This window comes from Paenibacillus rhizoryzae (genome assembly GCF_059686995.1).
Map to the genome: position 1 here is coordinate 143,035 of NZ_JCAALT010000003.1, position 22,751 is coordinate 165,785.

Below are 22,751 nucleotides of genomic sequence, written 5' to 3' on the forward strand. Positions count from 1 at the left end.
ACGGCCCAGGCGGCAGGCGCGGTACATTCCGGGTCCAGGGACGGCGTCCCTGGGGTCCCCCTTAGGTAAGGGGGATTTAGGGGGATGTATCGGCATTAGAAGTAAGTTTTAATTGAAAGAATATCGTCGTACATAGGGTCCAGGGACAGTGTCCATGGGGAGCTCTAGCTGTAAGGGTTCCAGGGACATAGTCCCTGGATTTCTCCTTACGAAGGAGATCCAGGGGGATGTGTAGTTTCTAGGAGGATATCAACCATGGTAAACCAACAAGCCAACCCGGATGAGTCTAAATCATCGTCCTCCGGATGGAGTGGATGGAAGCACAGCTCGGCTGTTCGCTGGGTATTGCTGCTTCTGTTTGTTTTGCTATTTTATTTCTCTCTTGCCCCACACGTGCTCCCCAAAACGTATAACATCGAATTAGGTAAAGCCAGTGACCGCGACATTGAAGCGCCGGTGGATATTAAGGATGAGAAGGCGACGCTTCAGGCGCAGGAGCTTGCTGCCGAACGGGTGGAGCCGATTTACTCGATCGTAGCTCTTCGCAGCGAAGCGCTGCTGGAGCAGATTTTCGCACGCATGGAGCAGTTGAATCAGGATGACCAAGTCACGTTGGAAAACAAGGTGTCCATTTATCGCAACGAAATTCCGCAGCTGTACACGGAATACGTCGATCAATTTGTTCAGAATAACAAAGGTAATGGCACCTATAACGATACATTGCTTAATGAAATGGCAGAAGTAGTGAAATCGCAGGCTTATCGCATTCCGGAGGAAACCTATTATAAGCTGCCTTCGCTTTCAGCGATCCAGCTCAGCGACATGCATTTGGTCGGTGTGAATATCGTCCGTAAGCTGATGGGTGATTCGCTTCGCGAAGCGGAGACGGCAAGAACGAAAGTAGCGGAGCTCGTCAATGCGAGCACGCTTACCGAACGTAAAACAAGGGAAATCGTGCAGGAGCTTGCCCGATACGCGATCATGCCGAATAAGTTTCTCGATACGCAGGCAACTAACGACGCCAAAGTAGCAGCGAAAGAGAATACGACGCCCGTTGTGGTGAAGCAAGGAGATATTATCGTCCATAAAGGCGAGGTCATTTCAAAGGATCTTTATGACCGGCTTTCCTCCATTGGTGTGCTGCAAACCAAGAAGTCCTATTGGCCGCAGCTCGGATTGCTGTTGCTCTCCGTCCTGTTTCTTATCGTGATCTACAGTTATCTGGAGAGAGCGGCGGGCTTAAGCAGCGGATCGTCTAATGTGCGTTACAGCAACGCCCAGCTGTCGATGCTGCTCTTGATTTTCTTGCTCAATATTCTCGCCATGCACATTGTGGAATTAACACAAACGCAGGAGATGCCGTATGTCGGCTACCTAGCGCCTTCCGCAATGGGTGCGATGCTAATCGTATTGCTGCTGGACATTCAGCTGGCAGTTGTGAGCTCATTTTTATTTGCGATTGTGGGCAGCGTTATTTTCAATATGGAGTCTGGGCAGCTATTCGACTTTAATTATGGCTTTACGACGGCTGTCGTTTCGTTCGCCGCGATCTTCGCGATACATCGCGCCAGCCAGCGTTCGACGATTCTGAAAGCCGGTATTATGGTCAGCTTGTTCGGCTCGGCTTCTGTTCTGGCCATTCTATTGTTAGGCGAGCTTCCTCCCAAATCAGAGATCATCATGACGGTCGCCTTTGCGTTTGCGAGCGGGCTGTTGACGGCGATACTGGTAGTGGGATTAATGCCGTTCTTTGAAGTGACATTCGGTATTCTATCTGCCCTGAAGCTTGTAGAGCTGTCCAATCCGAACCATCCGCTGCTTCGCAAGCTGCTGACGGAAACACCGGGTACCTACCATCATAGCGTGATGGTTGGGAATTTATCAGAAGCGGCTGCGGAGTCGATTGGCGCGAACGGTCTCTTATGCAGAGTGGGGTCCTTCTATCATGATATCGGCAAGACGAAGCGACCTAGTTATTTTATCGAAAATCAGACAAACTATGAAAATCCGCATGATTCCATCGAGCCTAAATTAAGTAAATCGATCATTATCGCCCATGCGCGCGACGGCGTGGAGATGCTTCGCAACCATAAGCTGCCGAAGCCGATCCGGGATATTGCCGAGCAGCACCATGGTACGACTTGTCTGAAATACTTTTATCACAAGGCTTATAAATTGGCTGAGGAAGCGGGAATGGAACCTGATTTTACTGAGGAAGACTTCAGGTATCCGGGACCTAAAGCGCAGTCGAAGGAAGCGGCAATCGTCGGTATTGCGGATTGTGTGGAAGCGGCGGTACGCAGCCTGCGAAGTCCAACGGTGGAGCAGGTAGAATCGATGATTCACAAGATCATTAAAAGCCGGCTGGACGATGACCAATTCAATGAATGTGATTTGACGCTCAAGGAGCTGGAGAAGATCGCACAGACGTTGAAAGAAACGGTTATCGGGATTTTCCACTCGCGCATCGAATATCCGGAAGATGTAAAACAAAAGGAGCGTCTGGCATGAGCTTGAAGTTAGAATGGAGCAATGATCAAGAAAAAGTCGAAATTTCCGAGTCCTTTATCGGCGTGCTGGAGCAGCTGCTGCAATTGGCTGCCGAAGCAGAGGGGATGACGGATGGAGAAGTGACCCTCTCGATCGTGGATGATGAGGAAATCCATCAATTGAACAAAGAATATCGCAACATCGATCGTCCTACTGACGTATTATCCTTCGCGATGCAGGAGGAAACAGACGAGGAGCTTGAAATCATCTACGAGGTAGAAGATGAGAGCGAGAAGGTGCCGTTTGAAGGGATGCTTGGCGATATTATTATTTCGGCGGAACGGGCTAAACTACAAAGTGAAGAGTATGGCCATTCCTTGGAGCGGGAGCTCGGATTTCTGTTTGTGCATGGTTTCCTTCACCTGATCGGTTATGATCACCAAGACGAAGCGAGCGAAGCTGTGATGACCGAGAAACAGGAAGCCGTTCTCCGCCTTGCAGGTCTGACCCGTTAATGAAACGACTGCTGCGCAGCTTCTATTATGCGGGGTCAGGTATCATTTCTGCAGTTCGAACCCAAGCGAATATGCAAATTCATGTGGTTTGCGCGATAGGCGTTAATGTGGCGGGACTGTTGCTTGGACTGACGCGAATAGAATGGGTTGCCATCGTTGCGGCCCAAGCTGTCGTGATGGCAGCCGAACTGATGAATACGGCAATTGAGCATGTCGTTGATCTGGCAAGTCCAAGCCGGCATCCGCTTGCGAAAGCTGCCAAGGATACAGCAGCCGGTGGTGTGCTGGTTACTGCAATTGGGGCCGTTATTATCGGCCTGTTTGTATTTATTCCACATCTTTGGCCTTAGCGGAGAGGAGCTTAAACGATGACATCATCAATCGGAGAATTATCGCCGGTTTGGCGGCAGTTAATGCAGCAAGCCGTAGAAGCTCGGAGCCGAGCCTATGTGCCCTATTCGAATTTTCAAGTCGGAGCGGCACTGCTGGATGCCGAAGGCGGCGTGCATTTTGGCTGTAACGTAGAGAATGCAGCTTATAGTCCAACGAACTGTGCGGAACGTACTGCATTGTTTCGGGCTATAGCAGACGGGCAGCAGGCAGGCTCGTTCGAAGCGATTGCGGTCGTTGGAGATACCGATTCTCCAATTACGCCTTGTGGCGTATGCAGACAAGTGCTGGTGGAGCTTTGCCCGCCGGACATGCCTGTTATAATGAGTAATATGAAGGGAGAATGGCGTATATCGACAGTGGCGGAGCTGCTGCCGGGCGCCTTCTCATCGGATGCATTGACGAAAGCGTAGGAACGCGCAACGTTCTGGAAGGGGATAAAGTTACAGCTTATGAATTCATCATCGTCGGGATCTAAAGGATCCAAGGAGAAATACCATTCCGGGTTTGTCGCCATAATTGGCAGACCAAACGTCGGCAAATCGACCTTAATTAACGAGGTCATCGGACAGAAAATCGCCATTATGTCAGACAAGCCGCAAACAACGCGGAACAAAATTCACGGGGTATATACGAAGGACAATTCTCAAATTGTATTCCTCGATACACCCGGTATACACAAACCGACTTCAAAACTAGGCGACTTCATGGTGAAGTCCGCCGTAGGTACGCTTGGCGAGGTAGACGCAGCTCTATTCCTCATCGATGCTTCTGAGGGACTTGGCGGGGGAGACCGCTTCATCATCGAGGCGCTTAAGAAAGTGAAGACGCCGGTATTCCTCATCATGAACAAGATCGACAAAATCGAGCCGGAGGCGCTGCTGCCCCTAATCGTGCAATATAAAGACTTGTATGATTTTGCGGAAATTATTCCGATCTCTGCCTTGCAAGGCAACAATGTGAATACGCTTCTAAGAGTGCTCAGCAGCTATTTGCCGGAAGGACCGCAATATTATCCGGCCGATCAAATTACCGATCACCCGGAGCAATTCGTATGTGCGGAGCTTATCCGCGAGAAAATTCTTCATCTGACGCGCGAAGAGGTACCGCATTCCATCGCCGTAGCGATTGAGAATATGAAGGTGCAAGAGAACGGCGTCGTAAACATCGGAGCTGTTATCTATGTCGAGCGTGATTCCCAGAAGGGGATCGTCATCGGCAAGCAAGGTGCTCTGCTCAAGCAGGTTGGTAAAGAAGCACGCCGTGACATTGAAACGTTGCTCGGCTCTCGCGTCTTTCTGGAGCTGTGGGTGAAAGTGAAGAAGGATTGGCGGAACCAAGAGCGGGTGCTTAAAGATCTTGGCTTTAGAAACGACTAGACTCTTGCGGCGGCTAATATAGTCATGCGGTCCCCAGCGTATGAAACGGCAGTGAGGAGTTAATTTCCTTTCTACGGGAAAATGTCCGATATTTGTCTGGCATAGCGATATCATCTTCATCGCATCCTAATCCGTGAGCAACATTTCTGAGCGCGGAAAGGATGAATACGAATGCGAGACTTTTCGTGGAAGTATTTTACGCTGACCGGGGATGTGGAAGCTTTCATGCTTTACAGGGAGATGGACGAGCAGGCAGTTTCTACGGAAGCTGTCGGCAGCGAGGAAGAGGGAGAACCAGCGCCCGAAACGGATAACTCCGTTTAGGACGCGCAGGTTAGGGGAGAAGCGATATGCAGTACCGAGTCGAAGGCATTGTCATCCGGAGCATGGATTATGGGGAAGGCAACAAAATCATTACGCTTCTGACGAATACGCACGGCAAAATCGGAATTGTCGTGCGTGGCGCCAAAAAACTGAAGAGCAGGCATGGATCACTCGCGCAATTATTTACGTATGGCGAATATCTATTCTTCCGAAACAGCGGCCTGGGTACGTTAACGCATGGTGAGATTATTGAATCTCACCATGTTTTGCGTGAACAGCTGGATAAAACCGCCTATTCATCTTATGCGGTGGAATTAGTAGATCGAGCACTGCAGGAAGAGGACTTGGGGGCGTTCATGTTTGAACAGCTGAAGGCCTGCTTGACCGCCATATGCGAAGGGAAGGATTTGCTTATTACGATCCAGCTCTTCGAAATGAAAATACTTGCGGCAGCCGGTTACGCCCCAGACCTTGGTGCTTGCATTTCGTGCGGCAATGAGAGCGGCCCGATGGCGCTCAGCGTAAGAGGCGGAGGCATTATCTGCGCTAGATGCCGCTATAAAGACGGAACAGCAATCGAGCTCAGCGATGGCGCGCTTAAGCTGCTGCGATTATTCTGGCAGCTCGATATGCGCAGGCTTGGCAACATACAAGTGAAGGACGAGACCAAACTGCAATTAAAGCACATTATGCGTTCATTAATGGATACGCATATTGGACTGCAGCTGAAGTCTCGCTCTTTTCTGGATCAGATGGATCGTTATTCGTTGTAATTAGGCAGGAGGAATCGTTTCGATATGGCTGGGCAGTCGACACCGAGAATTTGGTCGCTGACATGGCCGATTATGATTGAGATGATGCTGCAATTTATGCTCGGAACAGCAGACACCCTTATGGTGAGCCGAATTTCGGATGATGCCGTCGCTGTTGTCGGGATATCGAATATGTTCTTTAATGCAGTCATTATTTTATTCACACTTGTGACGAGCGGGGCCGGAATTCTTATTGCGCAGAAACTGGGCGCAGGCAAGCCGGACGAAGCGCGCAAAATCGGTATCATGTCCGTTTCCATCACCGTAATACTAGGAATAATCATTAGCGTTTTACTTATTTATGGAACGCCTCTATTTACAACGGCACTGCATGTCCCCGACAATTTGAAGGGTTTATCGCATACATACATGTCGATCGTCGGTGGCGGGATGGTCATCACCGCGCTGAATTTGTCCATGAGCACGGCGGTTAGGAATACCGGGAATACTCGTTCTCCCATGTATATTGCGCTTGGAATGAATGCGTTGCATGTATTTTTAAACTATGCGTTTATTTTCGGGGCGTTCGGCTTGCCGCAGCTCGGACTTATGGGGGTTGGGATATCGACCGTTATCAGTCGAACAGTAGCCTTCTTCTTCCAGCAGCATTTGTTCCGACATGCGTTTGGCGTGCCTGTATTAGTTCGGGAATTTGGCCGCTTTCATGCAAAGCTGCTCAGAGAAGTGCTTAAGATCGGCTGGCCAATCAGCGTGAACGGGGCTTCGTGGACCTTCTCGCAGGTTGTTATTTTCAGCATTATCGCCTCCATGGGCGAGCAGCCGCTGGCGGCACGCACGTATATGAACACGATGGAGTCGTTCGCCTTTACATTCGGCTGGTCGCTCGCGCTTGCTGCTCAAATCCAAATTGCGCATCTGTATGGAGCGAAGAAACTAAGGCAAGCATACTATAGTGCATATCGAGCGCTGGGCTTCGGAGTAATCGTCGTACTTGCCAATACAGCCATCCTGCTGCTATTCCGAACCTCCATTATTACCACCTTCACAAAGGATCCATGGATCATCGATATGGCCGTATCTCTTCTATGGCTCAATTTAGCGCTGCAGCCCGGCAAAATGCTCAACATGGCACTTGGCCAGTCACTCGGAGCGGTAGGCGACAGCCGAACCGTTATGACATACTCTTTACCGAGCATGTGGATTATTGCCGTTGGCGTCTCCTATATGCTTGCCAACCCAATGCACTGGGGCCTGTATGGCATTTATATCGGCATGATCAGTGACGAGTATCTGCGCGGTGCATTATGTTATTTCAGATGGCGCAAGCATCGCAAGAAGCTGTTGTTTGCCGATGCTTTCCGTGAAAATGTGAAACTGGGCACACGCTCCAGCAGCAGCGATACTGTGCCGCTGTAGGTGAATAAAGCTTTTCATTGACACGAGTGGTTAGAATTGCTAAGATAGGATATTATGAAATATGAACGATGATGGAGAAAGTAGTCACGTACAGTCGTCAGATATAGCGAGCCGGGGATAGTGGAAGCCTGGTCGGACGTTCGCGATGAAAGGCACTCCGGAGTTTATGCGAGTTTAGAAAAGAGGGTTTTCAAGCATCCATGCGGATTTGCGCTTGAAGGCCAAGTAGGGTGGAACCGCGGGAGCGTAATAGCTTTCGTCCCTATGTCTGACATCAGACGTAGAGGCGAAGGCTTTTTTATATGCCTTTACATACGTTTCGTTCAGACGCCTTGCATGGCAAACAATTTCGATAGGAGATGAATGACATGAACTTTCAAAACATGATTTTGACGCTGCAGCAGTTCTGGGCCGAGCAAAATTGCATCCTCGTTCAGCCATATGACACCGAGAAGGGTGCAGGCACAATGAACCCCATGACATTCCTTCGTTCGATCGGCCCGGAGCCTTGGAACGTGGCGTATGTGGAGCCGTCCAGAAGACCGGCAGACGGCCGTTATGGCGAGAACCCGAACCGTCTTTATCAGCATCATCAGTTCCAAGTTATCCTTAAGCCATCCCCGGACAACATTCAAGAGCTGTATCTGGAAAGCCTGAAGCGCCTTGGCGTAGATCCGCTTCACCATGATATTCGTTTCGTTGAAGATAACTGGGAATCACCGACACTTGGCGCGTGGGGTCTTGGCTGGGAAGTGTGGCTGAACGGCATGGAAATTACGCAGTTCACGTATTTCCAACAAGTCGGCGGCATTGATGCCAACCCGGTTGCGGTTGAAATCACGTACGGTATGGAGCGTCTTGCTTCTTACATTCAAGAGAAAGAAAATGTGTTTGATCTGGAGTGGGTAGACGGCGTCACTTATGGCGATGTATTCCTGCAGCCGGAATTCGAGCATTCGAAATATACGTTTGAAACTTCCGATACGGCAATGCTGTTCACGCTGTTCAACATGTATGAGGAAGAAGCGAAGAAAACGATGGAGCATAAGCTTGTATTCCCGGCTTACGACTACGTACTTAAATGCTCCCATACCTTCAACCTGCTCGATGCAAGAGGGGCAATCAGCGTAACAGAGCGGACCGGTTACATTATGCGTGTTCGTAACCTCGCACGTGCTTGCGCAGCGACCTACCTGGAAGAACGCGAGCGTCTTGGATTCCCGATGTTGAAGAAAGGAGTGAACGATAATGGCTAAAGACCTTTTGCTTGAAATCGGATTAGAAGAGGTACCGGCGCGTTTCGTCCGCGGTGCTATGAATCAATTGAAAGAAAAGATGGCGAAGTGGCTTGAAACGTCCCGCATCGGTCATGGTGCCGTAGAAGCGTATGCGACTCCGCGCCGTCTTACCGTTCTCGTTCGCGATGTAGAAGAGAAGCAGGCCGATGTGAATGAAGAAGTTAAAGGTCCTTCCCGCAAAATCGCATTGAATGAGCAAGGCGAATGGAGCAAAGCAGCACTCGGCTTCGCTCGCAGCCAAGGCGTGGCACCTGAAGATTTCTTCTTCAAGGAGCTTGCGGGAGTAGAGTATATCTACGCAAACAAGAGCAGCATAGGTACGGTCACTAGCGACGTGCTTCCGGAAGGTTTGGTTTCGCTCATCACTTCGATGTCATTCCCTAAGAATATGCGCTGGGGCAATTATGATCTTCGTTTCGTGCGTCCGATCCGCTGGATGGTAGCTTTGTTCGGCGAGGATATCGTTCCGATCGAAATTACGGCTGTTCAAAGCGGCAGAACGACTCGCGGTCATCGTTTCTTGGGCGGCGAAACGGTTATTGCGGAGCCTTCGCAATATGTGGAGCGCCTAAGAGAGCAGCAAGTTATTGTAGATACTGCTGAGCGCGAAGCCCTTATCGTCTCGCAAATTAATGCACTTGCGGCCGAGAAAGGCTGGCAAATTGCGATTAAAGAAGATTTGCTTGAGGAAGTTGTATTCCTCGTTGAATACCCGAATGTCCTGTTCGGCACATTCGATCCGTCGTTCTTGAACATCCCTCAGGAAGTCTTGATCACTTCGATGCGCGAGCATCAGCGCTACTTCCCGGTACTGGACGATAACGGCAAGCTGCTGCCATTCTTCGTAACGGTTCGTAACGGCGACCGTACATCGATCGAATCGGTTGCCAAAGGAAATGAGAAGGTACTGCGCGCACGTCTGTCGGATGCGAAGTTCTTCTATGGGGAAGATCAGAAGCTCGCGATTTCCGATGCGCTTGCGAAGCTTACATCGATCGTATACCACGAGGAACTGGGTACGGTTGCAGATAAAGTGGCTCGCATCGTGGCCACTACTGAGAAACTGTCGCATGCGCTAAGCACAGATGCTCAAACGGCAACAGATGCAGCTCGCACAGCTGCGATTTGCAAATTCGACTTGGTTACGCAAATGGTCTATGAATTCCCTGAGCTTCAAGGCATCATGGGTGAGGATTATGCGCGTAAAGCCGGCGAAAGCGAATCCGTAGCGAGAGCAATTAACGAACACTATCAGCCGCGTTTCGCCGGTGACAGAGCGCCTTCCTCCTTGGTAGGAGCACTGGTCAGCCTTGCAGACAAAATCGATACCATTGTCGGCTGCTTCTCCATCGGAATCTTGCCAACAGGTTCGCAAGATCCGTATGCACTGCGCCGTCAAGCTGCCGGTATCGTACAGATCGTGCTGGCACACGGACTGAAGCTGCCGCTTAGCACGCTGTTTGATCTATCGCTTGAGGTTCATGCTGCGCGTTCGTTGAAACGCGATGCGGCTGAAATACGTAAAGACTTGTATGAGTTTTTCTCCCTCCGCGTGAAAAACGTGCTGTCGGAGCAAAGCGTTCGGTACGACGTAGTCGATGCCGTTATGGCCGTTGGCTACAATGATTTGCGTCAGACGGTGGACCGTGCGGCTGCCGTTATGGCGGTAGCTGCGGGAGATCGCCGAGATGAGTTTAAAGCCGTGGTCGATTCGCTTAACCGGGTTTGCAACCTTGCTGCGAAAGCAACGTCTAAAGAAGTAGATGAAAGCTTGTTTACGGACGAAGCCGAAGGCGCTCTGTATCGTGCTTGGTCAGAGCTTCGTGACGACGTAGCTGCGCAGGTAGAAGAAGGACGTACTGCAGAAGCGATTGCCAAGCTTGCCAGCTTGAAGACGCCGATCAATGTATACTTCGATAAAGTCATGGTAATGGCTGAGGACGAAGCTGTACGTGCTAACCGTCTTGCTACACTTGCTGCTATTGCAAGCAGCGTCGTGAAAGTGGCGGATTTTTCGAAACTTGTTTGGTAAGTGTTTTTCCGCAGGAAAAGACACTACCTTGGACTAACTTGTTTTTCCGCAGGAAAAGACACTACCTTGGACTAACTTGTTTTTCCGCAGGAAAAGACACTACCTTGGATTAACTTGTTTTTCCGCAGGAAAAGACACAGGAGGGGAAGGAATGGCTACAGATACGCAGCCTGAAGTGATTATTTACGTCGTTTCCGATTCCGCCGGTGACACCGGCGAGCTTGTCGTTCGGGCTGCGATAGCCCAATTTCATCCCATCAACGCCGATATCCGCAGAGCGCCGTTCGTCCATGATGAGGCGTCGCTCGAGCGGTTCGTGCTGCAAGCCAAGGAAAATAGCGCCATCATGCTCTATACACTCGTACTTCCGGGATTGCGCGATCGTATGGTCGAGTTTGCCCGTATCCACGAGGTAACAGCTATCGATTTGCTGGGGTCGTTAATTACGAGCCTCGAAGACAAAACAAACCGCAAATCGCGGCAGGAGCCCGGTCTCAATCATGTGCTGGATGAGGACTATTTCCGCAAGGTGGAAGCTGTTGAATTCGCCGTCAAGTACGATGATATGCGTGATACGACAGGAATTCTGAAGGCCGATATCGTGCTCGTCGGCGTTTCACGCACGTCAAAGACCCCACTCTCTATGTATTTGGCTCATAAACAGTTCAAGGTCGCTAATGTTCCGCTCATGCCGGAGCTCGATCCGCCGGACGAGTTGTTTCAAATTCCTAAAGAGAAAGTAGTAGGTCTTACAATTGATATCAATTATTTGAACGGTATTCGCAAAGAACGGTTGAAAGCACTCGGATTACCGGACAGCGCTGCTTATGCAACAACAGCCCGAATTGAGCGAGAGCTGAAATATGCGGCGCAAATCACGGATCGAATCGGTTGTCTGGTCATTGATGTCTCCCACCGGGCCGTCGAAGAAACAGCAAGTCTGATTTTGGAGTATATAGAATCCAATTGATGCAAGATGGGTGCAGGATTTTTTGGTTATTTGCCGTATATAATAGTACGGTAGTTACAAGAAGATGCGGTGATGCAACGAATGACAGCAATACCAACGATTGTAGTAGATGCTGATGCGTGTCCGGTTAAGCGGGAAATTGTCGAAGTGGCGCGAAAATTCGCGGTTCCTGTTCTGATGGTGGCTTCCCATGACCATCGGCTCCAAGAAGAAGCGGGTGTTTCGATTATGCAAGTCGATCGAAGCGACCAGTCTGTCGATTTGTATATCGTCAATCATATTCAGCGCGGCGATATTGTCGTCACACAGGATTTTGGCCTAGCTACAATTGTATTGTCGAGAGGTGCGATTGCACTATCCCCACGCGGTCAACAGTATGATGACAGCAACATCGATTACTTGATGGAGCGCAGGCACGAGCTGGCGAAGAAGCGTCGAAGCGGCGGCAGAACGAAAGGGCCAAAGGCGATGTCTAACGAGGATCGTGTGTATTTTCAGCAAAACCTGACAAAAGTTTTGCAAACTCGGCAGGAGAATGCCAAGCCGTAGCGAATAGTATTACTTGTCATTTAGGATGAAGGTGAAGGTGTATGGCTTACGAGAAAATACCGGATTCTGTCATTGAAGCGGTGCTTAAGCATCACGATATTGTAGACACGGTAGGAAAGTACGTTCACCTCTCGAAGCACGGGAAATACATGAAGGGGCTTTGCCCGTTTCATTCAGAGAAGTCCCCGTCGTTTACCGTTACCCCGGAGAAGGGAATTTTTTACTGCTATGGGTGCGGTAAGGGCGGCAACGCTATTAAGTTTATTGAGGAGATTGAGGAATACACGTTCCCTGAAGCTATTCGTGTAATGGCGGAGGAAGCGAATATTCCCATCACCTGGTCAGGATCGCAGGAACGTCAACAATCCGCTGATGGGGGAGATCGCGATACTCTGATCGAAGCGCATGAGCTGTCGGTGAAGTTTTATCATTATTTATTGATGAATACGACGAATGGACAGGCTGCGCTGCAATACTTACGCAATCGTGGAGTTACGGATAAGCAAATCGATCATTTTATGATCGGGTATGCGCCTCCGGCTTGGGACACACTCGCGCGATTTCTCGAGGGGCGGGGATTTAATCTCGCGCTGATGGAGAAAGGCGGACTGCTTATTGCCAAGCAGGACAAGAGCGGCTACATCGATCGGTTTCGTGATCGCATCATGTTTCCGATCTGGAACCGCGACGGCAAGGTTATCGCCTTGGCAGGCAGGATGCTCGGTGAAGGTCAACCGAAATATTTGAATTCACCGGAGACGATGCTGTTTAACAAGAGCCGCAACCTGTATAACTTTCATCATGCCCGGACAGCCATGCGCAAAAGCCGCCGAATTGTTCTGTTTGAAGGTTATATGGATGTCATCAAAGCTTGGAGTGCAGGCGTGCATAACGGTGTAGCCTCTATGGGTACGGCACTGACAGAAGAGCATGCCTCGATATTGCAGCGCAATGTTGAAGAGGCGGTGCTCTGTTATGATGGCGATAATGCTGGACAAGCTGCTGCCTTGAAGACGATCCCGCTATTGGAGCGAGTGGGATTACGTGTACAGGTTGCGATGCTGCCCAGAGGAATGGATCCGGATGAGTACATTGAGAAGCATGGAGCAGAAGCGTTCATGCGAGAAACGATTGAACATCCGGTGTCCGCAACGAAATTTAGACTACTATATGCTAAGAAAAACCATATACTCCTAGAAGAAGAGGGACAGAAAAATTACCTGCTCGAAGCGGTCGGCATCATTGCCGTGCTTGATTCTCCGACAGAGCGGGAATTTTATTTGAAAGAGCTGTCCCGCGAGTTCGATATGTCTCTGGATTCTTTGAAGCAGGACTGCTTTGATCGACGGCAGCAGCTGCAAAAAATGAAACCGCAAAGGGATAATAACGACAATTCGTGGAATAATGGTAGGAATGAAAACCGCGAGAACCGTCGTACGTCCTCTGCACCGCCTGTTTTGCCTGCTTATCAGGTCGCTGAACGCAAGCTGCTTGCGCAGATGCTGCAGGATGCTGATACAGCAAACACGGTGCATCAGAAGCTCGGAGAGGCTTTTAATGTAGAGGATCACGCAGCGCTTGCTGCTTACTTATATGCTTACTATGCGCAAGGACATGATCCGGATGTTAGTCGGTTTATCGCTTCGCTCCAAGATAGCCGGCTTGAACGGACCGCTGCTTCTATATTGATGTCGGACGATGACATTCCCTTCGACGAGCATATGCTCGCTGATTATGTGAATGAAATCTTGAAGGTGCCAAAGTTTCGGGAAATCGATCAGATGAAAGAAGCTATGGTACGCGCGGAACGTTCCGGGGACATGTTGAAAGCAGCACAAATTGCAATTGAGATGAATGCCCTAGAGAGACAGCTAAAAGGTCGGCAGGATGATCGTTTCTAGGGAGGAGGGAGTCGGATTATGGCGAATGATCAACATACTGAATTGGATACTGAACAGAAGCTGGAACTCGTCAAGGAACAGCTGATTGAACACGGGAAGAAAAGATCCTCCTTAACGTACAAAGAGATTATGGAGAAGCTCTCACCTTTCGATCAGGATCCGGAACAAATCGATGAGTTTTTCGAGCAGCTCGATGATATCGGCATTGAAGTGGTAAATGAGAACGACGATCTTCCGATTAGCAATCGGGACGATCAAGAGCGTGAGCATGACGACTTCAATTTCGATGATGATCTGGCGCTCCCGCCCGGCATCAAAATCAACGATCCGGTTCGCATGTATTTGAAAGAAATCGGACGTGTACCGCTGCTATCGGCAGATGATGAAGTCGAGCTCGCCAAGCGGATTGAGAATGGGGACGAAGAAGCGAAGCGCAGACTTGCGGAAGCGAACCTCAGGCTCGTGGTCAGTATCGCCAAACGTTATGTTGGACGCGGCATGCTGTTTCTGGATCTCATTCAAGAAGGCAACATGGGTCTAATTAAAGCGGTTGAGAAGTTTGACCATACGAAGGGCTATAAGTTCAGTACTTATGCCACTTGGTGGATCAGACAAGCGATCACGCGTGCGATTGCAGACCAAGCACGTACGATCCGGATTCCGGTTCATATGGTCGAAACGATCAACAAACTTGTTCGGGTATCGCGTCAGTTGCTGCAGGAACTCGGACGTGAGCCAAGTCCGGAAGAAATTGCGGCTGAAATGGATTTGAGCACGGAGAAAGTGCGTGAAATCATGAAGATCGCACAGGAGCCGGTATCGCTTGAAACTCCGATCGGGGAAGAAGACGATTCGCATTTGGGCGACTTTATCGAGGATCAAGAGGCACTCGCGCCGGCAGATGCTGCCGCATACGAGCTGCTGAAGGAACAGCTTGAGGACGTGCTGGATACGCTCACGGAGCGTGAAGAGAACGTACTGAGACTTCGTTTCGGACTTGATGACGGTCGTACACGTACGCTGGAGGAAGTCGGCAAAGTGTTCGGCGTTACGCGTGAACGGATTCGTCAGATTGAAGCGAAAGCACTTCGCAAGCTTCGTCATCCATCGAGAAGCAAACGTTTGAAAGATTTTCTTGAATAACAACCGGGACCTTTCTGCTTGAAGCAGCAAGGTCTTTTTTCCACCTTGTGGAATTTATATGTGTACACTCTTAAGAAACCACCATGAGAGGAATTACTGTGACGTTATGGATCAAGAGCGCCGCAAGACTATCGTAAGAGAGATCGAGCATTGGCAGCGCAGTAAACTGCTTCCCGAGCAATATTGTGATTTTCTGCTCAACTTATATTTGGAAGAAGGAGAAAAGCGTGCTCCGTCGACCTTTGCGGGTCGAGCGGCGGTAATCGTGAAAGGAGCATCGGTAAAACAATGGCTCCTGACATTTGGAATTTTTTCCTTGATCTGTTTTGTTTTTCTTTATTTTACTGTTTTTCATCCGGCATTGCAAATTGCGCTGTCGATAATAGGCGTCTACATCCTGCTGCTCCTAGGACAGCGATATCGTGCCAAAAACGAATCTGTAGGGATCGGACTAATCGGGACCGGGATGCTGCTGATGCTAGGTGCCGGCTTATATATGCTGCAGCTCCATGCGCTTGAAGGATGGGGATGGAAAGCCGGACTTCTTGCTTGCTGTTCCTTATTTTGGATTGCATTTGGCATCGGAGCACGAATACCGCTGCTTCATCTATGTGGCTGGATGGCATCGTTTCTCGTCTATGCTTGGCTGCTGTCTAACAATACGGATTCGCCAAAATGGTTTGAAATCCAGCTGTACTGGCTGCCGGCTTCGTTCGTTTTTGGCTGGTGCAGCTGGTTCTTTCACCGCTGGTCGAGACCTGTGGCTTCGATTTTGTTTGTTGCCGGTGCGCTCGTTTGGTTCATGCCCGAGCTCTACTCGGCTGTATTCGCAGATGCGGAGTTTGGATTACAGCTTCAATTAATGGTCAAAATTATGGCGGGAGGGGCACTGCTCTTCTCCCTCCGAAAACAATGGATTGCGTGGGTTGCATGAGATGATAAAGTTGTCTAAACGTTTACAGCAAATTGCAGATCTGGTCTCGGCACAATCGCGAATTGCCGATATCGGTTCCGATCATGCGTTGCTGCCGGTTTATTTGCTGCAAAGCGTTAAATGTCCGTCCGCTATAGCGGGAGAGTTGAATACAGGACCGTTTCAAGCTGCCAAGAGACAAGTAGCTGAGGCGGGGTTGACGAGGAAGATTGAAGTTCGACAAGGTGACGGATTAGCCGTGCTTGCTCCTGGTGAAGCAGACACCGTCACGATTGCCGGAATGGGCGGCAGCTTAATGGCCGACATCTTGGAGGCGGGTCGTCAGGCAGGCAAGCTTGAAGGCGTTCGTGAGCTTGTGCTGCAGCCGAATGTCGGCGAAGAAATCGTTCGTAAATGGCTCGTAGAGCATGGGTACGTCCTGCAGGATGAAGTAATCCTAGAAGAGGATGGTCGCATCTATGAGGTGCTGCATGCCCTGCATGAACAGCATAGCCCGTCTGGGGTCACCAACGAAAGTGTATATAATCCGTCGTTTCTAGACATTCCGTCAATGACCGAGGCTGTTAAGAGTGATTGGCTTTACCGTATGGGCCCCTATTTGCTGAGACAGCCGAGTGATTGGCTGCATAACAAATGGCAGCATGAGCACGGGAAACTGGATCGGATTTGCCGCCAACTCGGGCAATCGGATTTAGCGGAATCGCGCGAGAAGGAAGCGCAGCTCCGTGGTGAAATGAAGGGGATTGAGGAGGTGCTGTCATGTTTGCGAACGGCCAAACCGTTATCCAGCTCATAGAACAGCTTGCTCCTAAACATATCGCGATGGAGAACGACAAAATCGGTCTTCAGCTCGGCACCTTGCAGAAGGTGGTCAGTAAAGTGCTTGTTGCTCTTGATGTTACCGACGAGGTAGTTGATGAAGCCATCGCATTAGGCGCAGAATTGATCATTGCCCATCATGCTATTATTTATAGACCCCTTGCGAAGCTGGACACTTCAACTCCGGCAGGGAAGTTATATGAGAAGCTGATCAAGAACGACATTGCTGTCTATATTGCGCACACCAATCTGGATGTTGCCGACGGCGGAATCAATGACTGGATGGCTGATATGCTCGGATTGCCAGCTGAAGGCCGCGCGTCACTAGAGGATGTTCATACGGACAAGCTGTTCAAGCTGGTCGTCTTTGTTCCGAAGACGCATCACGAACAAGTGCTGCAGGCGATTTGGAATGCAGGGGCAGGCGATATTGGCGGTTATAGCCAGTGCAGCTTTAATATCGAGGGGGTTGGCACCTTCCTGCCGGGCGATAGCGCAGAGCCGTTCATTGGGGAGAAGGGCAAGCTTGAGCGTGTACAGGAAATTCGCGTGGAAACGATTGTACCTGCAAGCGTGCACCGGAAAGTCGTACAAGCGATGCTAAAGGCTCATCCCTATGAGGAAGTTGCTTATGATTTGTATCCCGTTGATATGAAAGGCCGCGTATTTGGTCTTGGCCGCGTAGGCAAGCTGCCTGCCGCAGTGAAGCTGCGTGAGCTTGCCGAGCGGGCGAAAGCGGCATTCGAGGTTCCTGCTCTGCGCGTCGTTGGCGATCTTGATCGCGATGTACGCAAGGTGGCAGTGCTTGGCGGCTCCGGAGCCAGATATGTGAGACATGCGTTGTTTGCCGGCGCCGATGTGCTCGTAACGGGTGATATCGACTACCATACGGCGCATGATGCTGCCATGGCCGGGCTGTCGATTATCGATCCCGGCCACAATATCGAGAAGCTGATGAAGCCCCGTGTGGCAGAGTGGCTGCGCCGAGAGCTCCAGCAGCGGAAATATGCGACGGAGGCGATTGCCTCGCAGGTTGAAACCGAACCGTTCCAATTCTTGTAAAATGCAAGTGGATATTGTTACAGCCGCTATACGTTCGTCCCGATGGAAATGATACAGACCTTGAGCTTTTCCTTCGATCAGCGTATACTGTGTTGTACACGGAAAGTTTGACAGACAATCGCTGGCGGCCTTGTTGCCGCGAGAGGAAAGTCCGGGCTCCGTAGGGCAAAGATGCTGGATAACGTCCAGTCGGCGCGAGCCGAAGGATAGTGCCACAGAAATGGACCGCCGATGGCCGGATGCAAATCCGGTACAGGTAAGGGTGGAACCGTGGTGTAAGAGACCACGAGCGCCATTGGTGACAATGGGGCTGGTAAACCCCATCTGGAGCAAGACCGAGAGAACGCGGCAGCTTCGCGCTGCACCTCTGCCCGGGGAGCGTTCGGGTTGGTCGCTTGAGCTGATTAGCAATGATCGGCCTAGATAGATGATTGTCGCTTCAAACGTGGGAGGGTAGTTCCCGTCACACCACAAGAGGCACAGAACCCGGCTTACGGCAAGCTTTCCACATGCTCAAAAAACCCGCAAGGCTTATGCCTTGCGGGTTTTTTCGTTTCGTCTGGGATGAAAACCGATTCGAGCTGTTATCTCAAACGGCTTTTATCCTGCTATTCATATTTGCTTGCGATTTGGGCCAGCCGCCGTTCAACCTGCTGTGGAAATTGCTGCAGGGATACCTTCGACTGCTGCGCCGCTTTTAGGGCATTAACGATGTCGATTTGGCCATAGCCGAAATATTTATCCTTGCCTTTATCGCCAAGATCCTTGGCAGATTTCCGCATAATGTCCATGACTTCCACATTGGTTAGCTCCGGATTGATCGACCGAATGAGCCCTGCAAGAGCAGCTACATGCGGACTAGCCATCGAAGTACCGGAGAGCGCGGCATATTGGCTGCCCGGGTAGGTGCTGGCGATGCTGAAGCCCGGTGCGGCTACATCGATGTAATCCCCGTAGTTAGAGAATGAAGAACGAGTGCCGTCCGAATTTGTGGAAGCCACTGCGAACACCTCGGGATAAGCGGCCGGATAGCCGGGACGTTCCGTATTGTCATTGCCGCTTGCGGCTATTAGAACTACGCCTTTGTCATAGGCATATTTGATCGCATCATGTAGAAACTGAGCTTCCGCATAGTTCCCTAAACTCATGTTGATGACTTTGGCACCATGATCCGTCGCCCATATAACACCTTCTGCGACCGTGTAAGTGGAACCTGCGCCACTGCTGTCCAGCACTTTGACCGGTAACACTTTGTTGTACCAGGTCAGACCTGCGACGCCTTCTCCGTTGTTGACAGCGGCAGCGATGATTCCTGCGACATGCGTGCCGTGACCCACATCGTCATCGGGCGGGGTCCCAGTGATGACCAGATTCGTGCCTTCTGCAAGCTTTCCTTTCAGATCGGGATGATCCATTTGCACGCCTGTATCCAATACTGCGATAACGACGTTGTTGCTGCCTTTTGAAACATTCCAGCCCTTCTCGGTTTCGATTACGGGCAGATTCCATTGATATTCCGAATAAAGGGCATCGTTAGGTATAATATCTGATGCCGCATTGGTCATATATAGATAGTGAGGCTCGGCATACACAACATGCCAGCTCGTTTTGAAATACCGCATCATCGATTCCGCATCCATCACTCTGGAGCGAAAAACGTAGGTGTATCCCAACTTTTTCACGGAAAGGGCGGTAATATCAAGCTTGATTTGGGCTAATTGATCTACCGTAGGCGGTTGACGGAATTTCACGACAACTTCATTCATATGGTAGTGGCTCGCATTGCCGTTGTCTTCACCGGTTCTAACCGTAATATCTTCGGTTGAATTCGGTTTGACGGACTCGATCTTGTACTTGCCTTCGGCCGGGTAAGGGACAAGCCGCAAATTGCGCTGTTGATGGCCCTGTACCTTCGTCACGATGTCCTGAAGCAGAATAGCGGCTATGCCGTCGCCTATGTGCTTCGTATCCGGCACACCGATGATCATGTAGCGATGTCCGTTTAATTGAAGCGGAGAGGAGGAGTAAGCCTTCCCTACGATGACATGCTGCTTCGCCTTCATCATCTCTTCGTTAAGCTGCGATAAAGCAGGACTGCTGCCCTTCGTAATGGAGTGACTTTGATGTCTCCACCAAACGTAGATCATCTGCTTGTGCATCTTCATTAAGTGGGTGAGATGCTGCTCATTCGTTGCTGCAGAGGCTTCATGCTTCATCAGCTTCTGGAAGTTCTTCGCGCACTCGGCGTGGCATAGAACAGCGGTAGCGTCCATATCATGTTTTACCGTCGCTAGCTTGAGCTGGCGCTCACGATGCGCGGACATGGTGCGCATTTCGGGTTTCTTTTCGTTATTGGCGGGACTTGGCGAGCTGAACCAAGGTGTGAGCGGAATAAGCAAAGCGAGAGCTGCCAAAATACAAAACCAGCCGACCCACTTTCGCCTCGTCATGATGAATACCCCCTTGAATGGCTGTACTTGCTTTGTTAGACTGGAAGCCCGAAATGGGGCTGCTTGTCTTAGGGTGACGTCGGGTAGGTGAAAATATACGGAGGCTTTGGTAATCCGGAGTACCATCTGTTTGCTATTTGTGGTACGATGTTGATGATTTAAGTATTGTTTGCGATGATGAAAGGGGATCTACCATAATGCCTTCGACTAACGTAAAAGCGATTAGCGAATCAACGAGAGACAAATTAAAACTTGCGGTCGGCCATTTGGAGACGTTTCTGAACCAGTATGCGCTTCCACAGCTAACAGAAGAAGACCAAGGAAGCGATTCCGAGCTTTTCTATAAAGGTCTGCTGGCAGACTTAAGACACATGCTTGTATTCTCCGAAGTTGCTTACGAAAAATTGGGTGTGGCGCTAAGACGTCCTAATTTCGATATTGATTTTGCTGAGCGTGGTCTTTACGAAGCTTATCATCAATGTGTAAATGCATTTTTCTACCCTAAGAACGAATGTTATTCCGAGGACGGCCGTTACGCGTACACTGGACAAGATGCGATCCGTTTCCGCAAAAAGCCGGTACGTGTCGCTCGTGATATCGTACTTACTGTATCGAAAATTTATGAAGAGCTCCGCGATGATCTATCCTACTATGAGAGCGACTATATGACTCAGCGCCGTATGCAGGGTCAAAAATAAGGAAAGCATAACTCACCCCCGGTACGGGCAACTTGATACCGGGGGTGATTTTTATGCCGAATGGCGTAAGCTGTAGTGTTGCTAACTGTTCGTTCTGGAAAGAAGGAAATCAGTGCAATGCCGCGAAAATTGAAATCGACATCGACAGTCATGCGAACAATCATTTCGGATCTGAATTTGCTGAAGAGGGCTTTGGCGGTGAACATCACGATACCGCGGCGAACAAGGCAGCAACCTGCTGCCATACCTTTAAAGCGAAGGAGTGAGGCTTGATGGAACGCGAATCAGAAGGGCATTTCTCCCATAGCCCGCATGATGACTCATCGACTAATCCTTTGTATCATCCTGACATGAAGGCTTACAACGAAGAGATGTCTGCCGAAATTGCAGTACCGCGTCAGGCGATCCATTCCTATCCAAGCCGTGAGAGCAACCATCTCACGAATGATGCTGTCCGTGAAACGAAGTCTGCCGGCCGCGCAACAGGCTGGGCAGCGCTAATATTAGCGGCATTGTCATGGGTGGTATGGCCGGTCGTACTCGGTGCTACGGCAATCATTGTCGGTTTTATTGCTTACAGGCAGGGTGCTCGCGGTCTTGGCGTTTGGTCCATTACGCTTGGATTTATAGCCGCTGCTGCTTACTTGGTCCTTGTTCCCCTTTATTACGCGATAACCTAATGGATCTGAAGCCGGTCAGAGATGAATCTCTGCCGGCTTCTTTCATGACAAACAGACACCCCGTACATCGGCCGGGACTATTGTCGCACTGGCGGAGCCCGTGAAAAAGTTGTAAAATAGTGCTAACTAATGTCGAATTGCGCAAAGGGATGTGGAGGTACACCATGAGCATCGATCCACGAATAATGAAATCATTGCTGCAATTGCAGATGATGCCCAGTTTAGATTTGAACGGGAATGAGAATGTCTTATCTTCTGCAAGCGGCCAAGACGGTTCCTCGATGTTTGATACGTTGCTTCAACAGTATATGGCAGGCGGGACAGGCTCTTCAGCACTGGCTGACATGACCGCGCAACCTGGCATGATGTCATTGGATTCATTAAGCAGCTTCATACCGCCGATCCAATCTGCAGCCATTCAAGGCTCATCGGATGACGGTGGAAGTCCCGCTGAATATGAGGCTTATATCAATGAGGCAGCGGCCAAGTATGGCATAGATCCAGCACTTATTAAAGCTGTTATACATACGGAATCCTCCTATAATCCGGATGCGGAATCCGCTGCCGGAGCGAAAGGTCTCATGCAGCTGATGGATGGAACCGCTCGCGGCCTTGGTGTAACCAATTCGTTTGATCCGCAGCAAAACATTGAAGGCGGCACCAAATTCCTCGCTTATCTCATGCGCAAGTATGATGGCAATGAACAAACGGTATTGGCTGCTTACAATGCCGGCCCGGGCAGGGTCGACCGTGCGGGAATGAAGAGCAATGAAGATTTTACGGCAATGATGTCGTTGCTTCCTCAAGAAACACAACGCTATGTAGCGAAGGTACAACGCGCCAAAGATCAATACGACAGTACGATTTAAGCATGCATGCTAACAGCCGCAAGAGATCATTAAGGGCTGGGGAGAATAAGAGATCACGG

22 protein-coding genes and 1 other RNA gene are annotated in these 22,751 nt (G+C 50.1%); 22 read left to right on the plus strand and 1 reads right to left on the minus strand.

Going from position 1 to position 22,751, the window contains the following annotated elements; all coding sequences use genetic code 11:
- Positions 1-255: 255 nt before the first annotated feature.
- The 18 genes from AC6ESO_RS09410 to rnpB all read left to right on the plus strand — a co-directional run bounded on the left by AC6ESO_RS09410 (position 256) and on the right by rnpB (position 18,504).
- A complete protein-coding gene (locus AC6ESO_RS09410) occupies positions 256-2,511 on the plus strand; it encodes an HD family phosphohydrolase (RefSeq protein WP_497091173.1) in 2,256 nt (751 codons plus the stop codon).
- Positions 2,508-3,005: an rRNA maturation RNase YbeY gene (gene ybeY, locus AC6ESO_RS09415; protein WP_497091174.1), complete on the plus strand. Its 498-nt coding sequence runs from the start codon at positions 2,508-2,510 to the stop codon at positions 3,003-3,005. The genes AC6ESO_RS09410 and ybeY overlap by 4 nt, the downstream gene beginning before the upstream one ends.
- Positions 3,005-3,355: a diacylglycerol kinase family protein gene (locus AC6ESO_RS09420; protein ID WP_497091175.1), complete on the plus strand. Its 351-nt coding sequence runs from the start codon at positions 3,005-3,007 to the stop codon at positions 3,353-3,355. The genes ybeY and AC6ESO_RS09420 overlap by 1 nt, the downstream gene beginning before the upstream one ends.
- Positions 3,356-3,373: 18 nt before the next feature.
- Positions 3,374-3,808 carry a cytidine deaminase gene (gene cdd, locus AC6ESO_RS09425; RefSeq protein WP_497091176.1) on the plus strand — a complete coding sequence of 145 codons (435 nt, stop codon included), beginning with the start codon at positions 3,374-3,376 and terminating at the stop codon, positions 3,806-3,808.
- Between the two features lie 39 nt (positions 3,809-3,847).
- Positions 3,848-4,774 carry a GTPase Era gene (gene era / locus AC6ESO_RS09430; RefSeq protein ID WP_494818718.1) on the plus strand — a complete coding sequence of 309 codons (927 nt, stop codon included), beginning with the start codon at positions 3,848-3,850 and terminating at the stop codon, positions 4,772-4,774.
- Between the two features lie 171 nt (positions 4,775-4,945).
- A complete protein-coding gene (locus AC6ESO_RS09435; protein ID WP_497091177.1) occupies positions 4,946-5,098 on the plus strand; it encodes a YqzL family protein in 153 nt (50 codons plus the stop codon).
- A 26-nt stretch (positions 5,099-5,124) separates the two neighbouring features.
- The gene (gene recO / locus AC6ESO_RS09440) at positions 5,125-5,871 is read left to right on the plus strand and encodes a DNA repair protein RecO (protein ID WP_497091178.1); all 747 of its coding nucleotides are present in this window, start codon (positions 5,125-5,127) and stop codon (positions 5,869-5,871) included.
- Positions 5,872-5,895: 24 nt separating this feature from the next.
- Complete coding sequence (locus tag AC6ESO_RS09445; protein WP_497091179.1) at positions 5,896-7,287, plus strand: MATE family efflux transporter; 1,392 nt, start codon at positions 5,896-5,898, stop codon at positions 7,285-7,287.
- 368 nt (positions 7,288-7,655) lie between these two features.
- Positions 7,656-8,543, plus strand: coding sequence for a glycine--tRNA ligase subunit alpha (glyQ, locus tag AC6ESO_RS09450; protein ID WP_497091180.1), 888 nt, complete (start codon positions 7,656-7,658; stop codon positions 8,541-8,543).
- Complete coding sequence (gene glyS / locus AC6ESO_RS09455; RefSeq protein ID WP_497091181.1) at positions 8,536-10,617, plus strand: glycine--tRNA ligase subunit beta; 2,082 nt, start codon at positions 8,536-8,538, stop codon at positions 10,615-10,617. Before glyQ ends, glyS begins: the two co-directional genes overlap by 8 nt.
- Before the next feature lie 151 nt (positions 10,618-10,768).
- The gene (locus tag AC6ESO_RS09460; RefSeq protein ID WP_497091182.1) at positions 10,769-11,587 is read left to right on the plus strand and encodes a pyruvate, water dikinase regulatory protein; all 819 of its coding nucleotides are present in this window, start codon (positions 10,769-10,771) and stop codon (positions 11,585-11,587) included.
- Positions 11,588-11,668: 81 nt separating this feature from the next.
- A complete protein-coding gene (locus AC6ESO_RS09465; protein ID WP_497091183.1) occupies positions 11,669-12,136 on the plus strand; it encodes a YaiI/YqxD family protein in 468 nt (155 codons plus the stop codon).
- Between the two features lie 41 nt (positions 12,137-12,177).
- Positions 12,178-14,037: a DNA primase gene (dnaG, locus tag AC6ESO_RS09470; RefSeq protein WP_494818725.1), complete on the plus strand. Its 1,860-nt coding sequence runs from the start codon at positions 12,178-12,180 to the stop codon at positions 14,035-14,037.
- 18 nt (positions 14,038-14,055) lie between these two features.
- Positions 14,056-15,180, plus strand: a complete 1,125-nt coding sequence (gene rpoD / locus AC6ESO_RS09475; RefSeq protein ID WP_090979899.1) for an RNA polymerase sigma factor RpoD — start codon at positions 14,056-14,058, stop codon at positions 15,178-15,180.
- A gap of 106 nt (positions 15,181-15,286) precedes the next feature.
- Positions 15,287-16,114, plus strand: coding sequence for a hypothetical protein (locus AC6ESO_RS09480; protein WP_497091184.1), 828 nt, complete (start codon positions 15,287-15,289; stop codon positions 16,112-16,114).
- Position 16,115: 1 nt separating this feature from the next.
- The gene (locus tag AC6ESO_RS09485) at positions 16,116-16,910 is read left to right on the plus strand and encodes a tRNA (adenine(22)-N(1))-methyltransferase (protein ID WP_497091185.1); all 795 of its coding nucleotides are present in this window, start codon (positions 16,116-16,118) and stop codon (positions 16,908-16,910) included.
- A complete protein-coding gene (locus tag AC6ESO_RS09490) occupies positions 16,874-17,995 on the plus strand; it encodes a Nif3-like dinuclear metal center hexameric protein (protein WP_497091186.1) in 1,122 nt (373 codons plus the stop codon). Before AC6ESO_RS09485 ends, AC6ESO_RS09490 begins: the two co-directional genes overlap by 37 nt.
- Before the next feature lie 102 nt (positions 17,996-18,097).
- Positions 18,098-18,504, plus strand: an RNA gene (rnpB, locus tag AC6ESO_RS09495) — RNase P RNA component class A.
- A 99-nt stretch (positions 18,505-18,603) separates the two neighbouring features.
- Here rnpB and AC6ESO_RS09500 read toward each other — a convergent pair.
- Positions 18,604-20,445, minus strand: coding sequence for a S8 family peptidase (locus tag AC6ESO_RS09500; RefSeq protein ID WP_497091187.1), 1,842 nt, complete (start codon positions 20,443-20,445; stop codon positions 18,604-18,606).
- Positions 20,446-20,642: 197 nt separating this feature from the next.
- Between AC6ESO_RS09500 and AC6ESO_RS09505 the strand changes: the two genes are divergently transcribed.
- The 4 genes from AC6ESO_RS09505 (at position 20,643) to AC6ESO_RS09520 (ending at position 22,692) form a co-directional block, all read left to right on the plus strand.
- Positions 20,643-21,143: a YpuI family protein gene (locus AC6ESO_RS09505; RefSeq protein ID WP_497091188.1), complete on the plus strand. Its 501-nt coding sequence runs from the start codon at positions 20,643-20,645 to the stop codon at positions 21,141-21,143.
- A gap of 53 nt (positions 21,144-21,196) precedes the next feature.
- Positions 21,197-21,409, plus strand: coding sequence for a DUF1540 domain-containing protein (locus AC6ESO_RS09510; RefSeq protein ID WP_494818730.1), 213 nt, complete (start codon positions 21,197-21,199; stop codon positions 21,407-21,409).
- A 6-nt stretch (positions 21,410-21,415) separates the two neighbouring features.
- Positions 21,416-21,823, plus strand: coding sequence for a hypothetical protein (locus AC6ESO_RS09515; protein WP_494818731.1), 408 nt, complete (start codon positions 21,416-21,418; stop codon positions 21,821-21,823).
- Between the two features lie 164 nt (positions 21,824-21,987).
- On the plus strand, positions 21,988-22,692 hold the full coding sequence (locus AC6ESO_RS09520) for a lytic transglycosylase domain-containing protein (protein ID WP_497091189.1): 705 nt from the start codon (positions 21,988-21,990) through the stop codon (positions 22,690-22,692).
- The last annotated feature ends 59 nt before the right edge of the window (positions 22,693-22,751 follow it).

Excerpts from the sequence above, each read along its gene's own strand:
- AC6ESO_RS09485 (WP_497091185.1), top strand. The coding sequence starts at position 16,116 with ATGATAAAGTTGTCTAAACGTTTACAGCAAATTGCAGATCTGGTCTCG.
- AC6ESO_RS09465 (WP_497091183.1), top strand. The coding sequence starts at position 11,669 with ATGACAGCAATACCAACGATTGTAGTAGATGCTGATGCGTGTCCGGTT.
- AC6ESO_RS09420 (WP_497091175.1), top strand. The coding sequence starts at position 3,005 with ATGAAACGACTGCTGCGCAGCTTCTATTATGCGGGGTCAGGTATCATT.
- AC6ESO_RS09410 (WP_497091173.1), top strand. The coding sequence starts at position 256 with ATGGTAAACCAACAAGCCAACCCGGATGAGTCTAAATCATCGTCCTCC.
- cdd (WP_497091176.1), top strand. The coding sequence starts at position 3,374 with ATGACATCATCAATCGGAGAATTATCGCCGGTTTGGCGGCAGTTAATG.
- recO (WP_497091178.1), top strand. The coding sequence starts at position 5,125 with ATGCAGTACCGAGTCGAAGGCATTGTCATCCGGAGCATGGATTATGGG.
- AC6ESO_RS09435 (WP_497091177.1), top strand. The coding sequence starts at position 4,946 with ATGCGAGACTTTTCGTGGAAGTATTTTACGCTGACCGGGGATGTGGAA.
- dnaG (WP_494818725.1), top strand. The coding sequence starts at position 12,178 with ATGGCTTACGAGAAAATACCGGATTCTGTCATTGAAGCGGTGCTTAAG.
- rpoD (WP_090979899.1), top strand. The coding sequence starts at position 14,056 with ATGGCGAATGATCAACATACTGAATTGGATACTGAACAGAAGCTGGAA.
- AC6ESO_RS09520 (WP_497091189.1), top strand. The coding sequence starts at position 21,988 with ATGAGCATCGATCCACGAATAATGAAATCATTGCTGCAATTGCAGATG.
- AC6ESO_RS09515 (WP_494818731.1), top strand. The coding sequence starts at position 21,416 with ATGGAACGCGAATCAGAAGGGCATTTCTCCCATAGCCCGCATGATGAC.
- glyS (WP_497091181.1), top strand. The coding sequence starts at position 8,536 with ATGGCTAAAGACCTTTTGCTTGAAATCGGATTAGAAGAGGTACCGGCG.
- AC6ESO_RS09510 (WP_494818730.1), top strand. The coding sequence starts at position 21,197 with ATGCCGAATGGCGTAAGCTGTAGTGTTGCTAACTGTTCGTTCTGGAAA.
- AC6ESO_RS09445 (WP_497091179.1), top strand. The coding sequence starts at position 5,896 with ATGGCTGGGCAGTCGACACCGAGAATTTGGTCGCTGACATGGCCGATT.
- AC6ESO_RS09480 (WP_497091184.1), top strand. The coding sequence starts at position 15,287 with ATGGATCAAGAGCGCCGCAAGACTATCGTAAGAGAGATCGAGCATTGG.
- AC6ESO_RS09500 (WP_497091187.1), bottom strand. The coding sequence starts at position 20,445 with ATGACGAGGCGAAAGTGGGTCGGCTGGTTTTGTATTTTGGCAGCTCTC.
- era (WP_494818718.1), top strand. The coding sequence starts at position 3,848 with ATGAATTCATCATCGTCGGGATCTAAAGGATCCAAGGAGAAATACCAT.
- AC6ESO_RS09460 (WP_497091182.1), top strand. The coding sequence starts at position 10,769 with ATGGCTACAGATACGCAGCCTGAAGTGATTATTTACGTCGTTTCCGAT.
- AC6ESO_RS09505 (WP_497091188.1), top strand. The coding sequence starts at position 20,643 with ATGCCTTCGACTAACGTAAAAGCGATTAGCGAATCAACGAGAGACAAA.
- AC6ESO_RS09490 (WP_497091186.1), top strand. The coding sequence starts at position 16,874 with ATGTTTGCGAACGGCCAAACCGTTATCCAGCTCATAGAACAGCTTGCT.
- ybeY (WP_497091174.1), top strand. The coding sequence starts at position 2,508 with ATGAGCTTGAAGTTAGAATGGAGCAATGATCAAGAAAAAGTCGAAATT.
- glyQ (WP_497091180.1), top strand. The coding sequence starts at position 7,656 with ATGAACTTTCAAAACATGATTTTGACGCTGCAGCAGTTCTGGGCCGAG.